The sequence below is a fragment of the Prevotella sp. P5-64 genome (assembly GCF_002251285.1).
Taxonomy (GTDB): Bacteria; Bacteroidota; Bacteroidia; order Bacteroidales; family Bacteroidaceae; genus Prevotella.
Genome location: NZ_NPJK01000042.1, coordinates 118,483 through 125,782 on the forward strand (window position 1 = coordinate 118,483; position 7,300 = coordinate 125,782).

Annotated in this window: 7 protein-coding genes and 2 tRNA genes; all 9 read left to right on the top strand. The window is 56.0% G+C overall.

Annotated elements, in window-relative coordinates; genetic code table 11:
• The first annotated feature begins 7 nt into the window (after positions 1-7).
• The 9 genes from CIK87_RS08400 to CIK87_RS08435 all read left to right on the top strand — a co-directional run bounded on the left by CIK87_RS08400 (position 8) and on the right by CIK87_RS08435 (position 7,179).
• On the top strand, positions 8-1,516 hold the full coding sequence (locus tag CIK87_RS08400) for an acetyl-CoA hydrolase/transferase C-terminal domain-containing protein (RefSeq protein ID WP_094386813.1): 1,509 nt from the start codon (positions 8-10) through the stop codon (positions 1,514-1,516).
• A gap of 6 nt (positions 1,517-1,522) precedes the next feature.
• Positions 1,523-1,813: a nitrous oxide-stimulated promoter family protein gene (locus CIK87_RS08405; RefSeq protein ID WP_094386814.1), complete on the top strand. Its 291-nt coding sequence runs from the start codon at positions 1,523-1,525 to the stop codon at positions 1,811-1,813.
• A gap of 189 nt (positions 1,814-2,002) precedes the next feature.
• Entirely contained in the window at positions 2,003-2,203 is a 201-nt protein-coding gene (locus CIK87_RS14030) for a hypothetical protein (RefSeq protein WP_144008155.1), read from the top strand.
• An 89-nt stretch (positions 2,204-2,292) separates the two neighbouring features.
• Positions 2,293-2,365: transfer RNA gene (locus tag CIK87_RS08410), tRNA-Gly, on the top strand.
• A gap of 20 nt (positions 2,366-2,385) precedes the next feature.
• A tRNA-Leu gene (locus CIK87_RS08415) sits at positions 2,386-2,471 on the top strand.
• A 29-nt stretch (positions 2,472-2,500) separates the two neighbouring features.
• Positions 2,501-4,174, top strand: a complete 1,674-nt coding sequence (locus CIK87_RS08420) for a lipopolysaccharide assembly protein LapB (RefSeq protein WP_094386815.1) — start codon at positions 2,501-2,503, stop codon at positions 4,172-4,174.
• Entirely contained in the window at positions 4,171-5,169 is a 999-nt protein-coding gene (locus CIK87_RS08425; protein ID WP_254046400.1) for a DUF4369 domain-containing protein, read from the top strand. Before CIK87_RS08420 ends, CIK87_RS08425 begins: the two co-directional genes overlap by 4 nt.
• Positions 5,170-5,228: 59 nt before the next feature.
• Entirely contained in the window at positions 5,229-6,776 is a 1,548-nt protein-coding gene (locus tag CIK87_RS08430; protein WP_094386816.1) for a YifB family Mg chelatase-like AAA ATPase, read from the top strand.
• Between the two features lie 124 nt (positions 6,777-6,900).
• A complete protein-coding gene (locus CIK87_RS08435) occupies positions 6,901-7,179 on the top strand; it encodes a hypothetical protein (protein ID WP_254046056.1) in 279 nt (92 codons plus the stop codon).
• Positions 7,180-7,300 lie beyond the last annotated feature (121 nt).

Genomic DNA, 7,300 nt, shown 5'->3' on the forward strand with positions numbered 1-7,300 from the left:
TATTATAATGACACTTTCACACATAACTGCTGCCGAAGCGGCGGCGATGATCAAGGACGGCGACAATCTCGCCCTGTCCGGATTTACCCCCAATGGCAACCCCAAGGCCATCTTCCGCGAACTGTCGCAGCGCGCCATCCATGAGCACGAGGCCGGCAACCCCTTTGCCATAGGCATCTTCACCGGAGCCTCGTCGTGCCAGAGCGTGGAGGGCGACATGGCCAACGCCCATGCCATCAAGTTCAGGGCACCCTTCTCTACCAATGCCGACTTCCGCAACCACGTCAACCTCGAAGAGATTGACTACGAAGACATGCATCTGGGCCACATGGCAGAGCGCATGCGCCACGGCTTCTACGGCGGGATGGACTGGGCAGTCATCGAAGTGTCTCACTATGAAATCGTGGGCAACACCTGCCGCGCCTACCTCACCTCGGCAGGCGGCATCGTGACCACCGCCGTGAGACTCGCCAAGCGCGTGATACTCGAGCACAACACCTTCCACAACCCCAACTCACGTTTCCTCCACGACACCTACGAGCCAGCCGACTGCGGATTCGGGCGGAAGCCCATCCCCGTGCTCGCGCCTTACGACCGCGTGGGCCACGACTATGTGGCCATCGACGTCGACAAGATAGTGGGTGTCATAGACAGCTGCATACCCGAAGAGGCACGCGCCTTCAAGGACGTCGACGAGTTTACCTCAAAGATGGGCCACTATGTAGCCGAATTCCTGGTCGACGACATGAAGCACGGCCGCATACCGCCACAGTTCCTGCCCATACAGAGCGGCGTGGGAGCCACCGGCAACGCCGTGCTGGCAGCCCTCGGTGCCAACGAGCACATACCACGCTTCAATGTCTACTCCGAAGTGGTACAGGACGCCGCCATCAAGTGGATGCTCGAAGGCAAAATCATCGACGCCTCGGCCACAGCCATGACCGTCACCAACGAGTGTCTGCACACGGTCTACGACAATATGGACTACTTCTCCAAGCACCTCACCATACGCCAGAGCGAGGTGGCCAACAGCCCCGAAGTCATCAGGCGACTGGGCGTAATAGCCCTCAACACCGCCATCGAGTGCGACCTCTACGGCAACGAGAACTCCAGCCACATCTGCGGCTCCAAACTCATGAACGGCATCGGCGGTAGCTGCGACTACGAGCGCAACGGATACATAAGCGTATTCACCACACCATCGATAGCCAAGGGAGGCAGGATAAGTGCCATCGTGCCCATGTGCACCCACGTAGACTCGACCGAACACGATGTAGACGTCATCGTGACCGAACAGGGCGTGGCCGATCTGCGCGGCAAGGGACCCCGCCGCCGCGCCGAGGAAATCATCAACCACTGCGCACACCCCGACTACCGCCCGCTGCTGCGCGAGTATCTGCGCATAGCCGACAAGGGCCACGAGCCCCAGTCGATGACCGCCGCCTTCGCCATGCACGACACGCTGAGGAAGAAGGGCGACATGAGACTTACCGACTTCAGCGAATATCTCAAGTAGACCCCATTGGACAAGATAAGCCAAGAAAAACAGACAGTAGAGCTCATGGTAAGGCTCTACTGTCTGCATTATGAAGGCCACGAGCAGCTCTGCCCCCGCTGCCGTGCGCTGATAGACTATGCCCACCAGCGCCTCGACCATTGTCCGTCTGGCAATGGCAAAGGCTCGTGCCGCCGCTGCCCCATCCACTGCTACCGCCCCGACATGCGCAGCCTCATGCGACAAGTGATGCGCTATTCGGGCCCGCGCATGCTGCTGCGCCACCCCTGGGCCACGCTGCGCCACTGGCTGTCGTGACCTCCGCCTCGGGCACCACCCTTCCCGCTGTCAGCACCACTCTTCCCGCCTCGGGCATCATTCTACCCACTGCCGCCACCACTCTTCCCGCTACTGGGGCAAGCCCATAGCGCCTCGCCGCCACCACAGTCGCTGCGCTGCCCACGGCCTTGGCCGGCTCGTATCATAAGTCACGAGCCCGCGTATCTTATGTCACGTGCCCACGTATCTTACGGCACGAGGACTCGTATCTTCCGTCACGAGCCGACGGCGATGCTCAGCGCGCCGCCAACCGTCATTGCCGCTGCCGTAGCGACGCCATTTCTGCCAAGCCTCGATGCTCAGCGCGGCCGGCTCTCTGCCCCTGCCCGCCACAGCGCCACACAGGAGCTCCACATATATTATAAATAAACCTTAATATATACCATAAGAACTCTAAAATTTGGATGAAACCTTTGCATATATCAATTATTTGGCTTATCTTTGCACCGTTTCTAAATGCGGCAATAGCTCAGTTGGTAGAGCACGACCTTGCCAAGGTCGGGGTCGCGAGTTCGAGTCTCGTTTGCCGCTCTTTTACGGATATACATGTAGCCGCAATGGTGGAATTGGTAGACACGAGGGACTTAAAATCCCTTGGCCAGTAATGGCTGTGCGGGTTCGAGTCCCGCTCGCGGCACCTCTATAATTATTTATTTCTAAAACATTATGCGTAAAACTCTTTTATTTTCGTTAACCGCAGGCTCATTCCTCATGATGACATCTTGCTCTAAGATGGGACCCCTGTCTGCAGACAATTTCACAGTTACTCCCAAACCTCTCGAGACTCAGGCCGGCGTGGTATCAGCCACTGTCAACGGCGCATTCCCCGAGAAGTATATGAAGAAGAAGGCCGTGGTAACAGTCACCCCCGAGCTGCGCTTTGGCGACGGCAAGGTGGTCAAGGGCGAAGCCGCCACATTCCAGGGCGAAAAGGTAATGGGCAACGACCAGGTTATCTCTTACCGCATGGGTGGTCACTACACCATGAAGACTGCTTTTGCATACAACCCAGAGATGCAGAAGAGCGATATGTATCTGACATTCGACGCCCGTCGTGGCAAGAAGGTATACAATGTTCCCGCCGTTAAGGTCAACTATGGCATCATCGCCACTTCAGAGCTCTATCGTCAGGCCCTCACCAATGGCGGTGGCTGTCTGGCTCTCGACTCTTTCCAGCGCGTTAAGGCCAAGAAGCAGGAAGCCAACATCAAGTTCCTCATCAACCAGGCCAATCTGCGCAAGAGCGAGCTCAAGAACAACTCTGTAGGCGAGTTTGTCAAGCTGCTCAAGGAAATCAACAAGGACCGTGAAGGCCTGAACCTCCAGAACGTGGAAATCCAGGCTTACGCTTCTCCCGAGGGTGGTTTCAAGTTCAACGACAAGCTGGCCAACAAGCGCCAGAACGTATCAGAGAAGTACGTACGCAAGGAGATGAAGTCTGCCGGTGTTGAGGGCAACCTCGACGCTCACTACACAGCCCAGGACTGGGAAGGCTTCCAGCAGCTGGTACAGGCCAGCAACATCCAGGACAAGGATGTTATCCTGCGCGTGCTGTCTATGTATAAGGACCCCCAGGAGCGCGAGCAGCAGATTCGCAACATGAGCGAGGGCTTCCGCGAGCTGGCTGACGCCATCCTGCCCGAGCTGCGTCGTTCACGCCTCATCATCCACTACGAGACCATCGGCCGCAACGACGAGCAGATTAAGGCTCAGTACAACGAGGACGCTGCCAAGCTGTCTGCCGACGAGCTGCTCTACTACGCTACTCTCGAGGAAGATGCTGCCAAGAAGGAAGAGATCTATGCCAAGACCGCTCAGCTCTACACCAACGACTATCGTCCACTGAACAACCTGGCTGTCATGGCATTCAACAGAGGCGACGAGGCCAAGGCCAAGGAACTGCTGGCACAGGCCATCACCAAGAGCAACAACGCTGCCGAGGCTAACGCCACACTGGGTCTGATTGCCCTCAAGAACGGCAACGTGGCAGAGGCTGAGAACCTCATCGCCAAGGCTGCAGATGCCAACGCTCTCAACGAGGCTCTGGGCAATCTGAGCATCGCCAAGGGCAACTACGCTCAGGCTGAGGAGTACTTCAAGGACTCTTACAACAACAGCGCCGCTCTGGCTCAGCTGCTCAACAAGAACTATGCTGCTGCCAAGGCTACTCTGAACAATATCAAGAACCCCAACGGTCTTACCTCTTATCTGCACGCCATCGTCAGCGCTCGTCAGGGCAACAAGTATGCTGCCAACTCCTACCTGAAGGAGGCTCTGCAGAAGGACCCAAGTCTGAAGGCTTATGCCGAGAATGACCTGGAGTTTACCAATATGAAATGATAAACAGAACAACACTCTTTATACTGCTCACCTTAGTCCTTGCAGGGTGTGGCTCGGCTGGAGACCGATTCAAAATCGAAGGCCGACTACTCAACATGGACCAAGGTGAGTTTTACGTTTATAGCCCCGAGGGCGGCATCAACGGCATCGACACCATCCGTCTGCAAGGCGGACGCATGAGCTACGAAGTGATGTGCACTGCTCCCACCACGCTGGTAATGGTTTTCCCCAACTTCTCCGAACAGCCCATCTTTGCCGAGCCCGGCAAGAGCGTCAAGATAGAAGGCGACGCCTCGCATCTGAAAGAGATGAAGGTCAAAGGCACCAAGACCAACGAGCTGATGAACGACTTCAGAGAGCAGATAGCCACCGCCAACCCGCCACAGGTGTTGGAACGCGCTGAGCAGTTCATAGGCGACCACCCCGAATCGGTGGTAAGCAACTATCTGCTGCGCCGCTACTTCATCTCCGGCGCCACGCCCGACTATGCCAAGGCGCTGCAGCTGTGTCGCACCATGCGCAAGGCTCAGCCCAAGAACGCGCTGCTGGCACACTATGAGCAGCAGCTCAAGCAGCTGTCGCGCGTGACGGTGGGCAAACGCCTGCCACGCTTCTCTACAGTCGATGTCGACAACAAGAAGATAGACAACGCTACCCTCGGCAAGGGGCTGGCCGTAATCATGGCCTATGCCACCTGGAGCTACGATGCCCAACGCATGCTGCAAGACATGCGCACGCTCGCCAAGAGCAGCAAGGGCAAACTGAAGATTATAGGATTCTGCGTCGACCCCAACCGCAACCAATGCAGGGCCATCGCCAAGCGCGACTCGATACCCTGGCCCGTGATATGCGACGGCAAGATGCTCGAAAGCCCTACTCTACACTCGCTCTCTCTCTTTGATATCCCCGACAACATACTGGTCAACAATGGCGTGGTGATAGCAAAGGGACTAACCAACGACGAACTCAAACAGCGCATCGAGCGAATGCTCTGATGCGCCGTTTTTTTATAACATCCACACTGTCATCTACCGCTTAAATCAATAACACTATTATGCTGGTCAAAACCTATTGTGCTGCCGTCAACGGCATGGAAGTCACCACTATCACCGTAGAAGTCAACGTAACGCGAGGTGTGATGTATCATCTCACCGGACTGGGCGACTCGGCGGTGAAGGAGGGCAAAGACCGTATCGCCGCCGCACTGCAGAACAACGGCTACAAGTTTCCGATAGCCGACCTCACCATCAACCTCGCTCCCGCCGACCTGCGCAAGGAGGGCAGCAGCTTCGACCTGCCTCTGGCTATCGGCATACTGGCTGCCAGCGGAGGCATAGAGAGCCACTGCCTGGACCAGTATATGATGGTAGGCGAGCTGAGTCTCGACGGCCATCTGCAGCCCATCAAGGGCGCCCTGCCCATAGCCATCCGCGCCCGTGCCGAGAAGTTCAAAGGCCTCATCGTGCCACGGCAGAACGTGATGGAGGCAGCCGTGGTCAACAACCTCGAGGTCTATGGCATGGACACCATCATGGACGTCATCCAGCTCGTCACCGGGCTGAAGGACTTTGAGCCCACCGTCATCGACACACGCAAGAAATTCTATGAAAGCCAGTACCAGTTTGACATCGACTTTGCCGATGTGCGCGGACAGGAGAACGTGAAGCGCGCTCTCGAAGTGGCAGCGGCAGGCTCTCACAACGTGATACTCATCGGGCCTCCCGGCTCGGGCAAGTCTATGATGGCCAAGCGTTTCCCTACCATCATGCCGCCACTCACGCTGGCAGAGAGTCTGGAGACCACGCAGATACACTCCATCGCCGGCAAGCTGGGCGGCAACACGTCGCTCATCACCCAGCGCCCCTTCCGCAGTCCGCACCACACCATCTCCGAGGTGGCACTCGTGGGCGGCGGCTCCAACCCCATGCCCGGCGAGATAAGCCTGGCCCACAATGGCGTGCTCTTTGCCGACGAGTTGCCCGAGTTCAACAAGCATACCCTCGAGGTGCTGCGCCAGCCGCTCGAGGACAACCGCATCACCATCAGCCGTGCCAAATACAGCATCGAATATCCCTGCAATTTCCAGTTTATCGCCTCGATGAACCCCTGTCCCTGCGGATATTACGGCGACCCCACCCACCACTGTGTCTGCAGCCCAGGGCAGATAACCAAGTATCTCGGCCGCATCAGCGGTCCGCTGCTCGACCGCATCGACATCCAGTGCGAGATTACGCCCGTACCCTTCAAGGACATCTCCAAGGTGGAGCCAGGCGAACCCAGCGCCGTCATCCGCGAACGCGTCATCAAGGCCCGCGACATCCAGACCGCCCGCTACAAGGACTTCAAGGGCATCCACTGCAATGCCCAAATGACCGAGCGCATGATACACCAGTTTGCCGAGCCCGACGAGGCCTCCATCGCACTCCTGCGCACCGCCATGGAGCGTCTCTCCCTCTCCGCCCGCGCCTACAACCGCATCCTCAAAGTGGCCCGCACCATCGCCGACCTCGATGGCTCCGAACGTGTAGAGGTACAGCACATCAGCGAAGCCATCGGATACCGCAACCTGGACCGTGGCGATTGGGCTGAGAGAGGACTGTAAACTGACAATAACAAGTTTGAGAGTCCACTATAAGAAAAGAACTAATTGAAAAATATCACCATTCAATGACAACAGTTTCAGAATTGTTGTATCGTGAAATTGATAACACCTAATAATGTATAAGATGGAAAAAAAACTTATCTTCTCATGGGCAGAAAATGCAGATGGAAAAATTGTGCATGTTGACGAGGTGCCAAGAGGCCTCCAGTGTGGTTGCAGTTGTCCTCATTGTCATGAAAGGCTAATGGCTCGGCATGGTGATGTTAGAGAACATGGATTCGCTCATCATAGTGATAACCGTGGAGCAAACCTTGAGATTTGTTACATGGTCACCTTGTATAAATTAGCAGAGCAGATTGTTCAAACAAAGAAGAGAATTTATGCTCCTTCTTATTATCCTTAATTCCGCAACACTATAATTTAACTTTATTTATAAGTTCCTGAGCAACAAAAAGTTGCCCAGGATTTTGCCATGTCAGAATTTTCACTTATCTTAGTGTTGCAAAAAGAAAACAAGCAAAACT

Coding starts and splice junctions, on each gene's coding strand:
- CIK87_RS08430 (WP_094386816.1), top strand. CDS start 5,229: ATGCTGGTCAAAACCTATTGTGCTGCCGTCAACGGCATGGAAGTCACC.
- CIK87_RS08435 (WP_254046056.1), top strand. CDS start 6,901: ATGGAAAAAAAACTTATCTTCTCATGGGCAGAAAATGCAGATGGAAAA.
- CIK87_RS08420 (WP_094386815.1), top strand. CDS start 2,501: ATGCGTAAAACTCTTTTATTTTCGTTAACCGCAGGCTCATTCCTCATG.
- CIK87_RS14030 (WP_144008155.1), top strand. CDS start 2,003: ATGTCACGTGCCCACGTATCTTACGGCACGAGGACTCGTATCTTCCGT.
- CIK87_RS08400 (WP_094386813.1), top strand. CDS start 8: ATGACACTTTCACACATAACTGCTGCCGAAGCGGCGGCGATGATCAAG.
- CIK87_RS08425 (WP_254046400.1), top strand. CDS start 4,171: ATGATAAACAGAACAACACTCTTTATACTGCTCACCTTAGTCCTTGCA.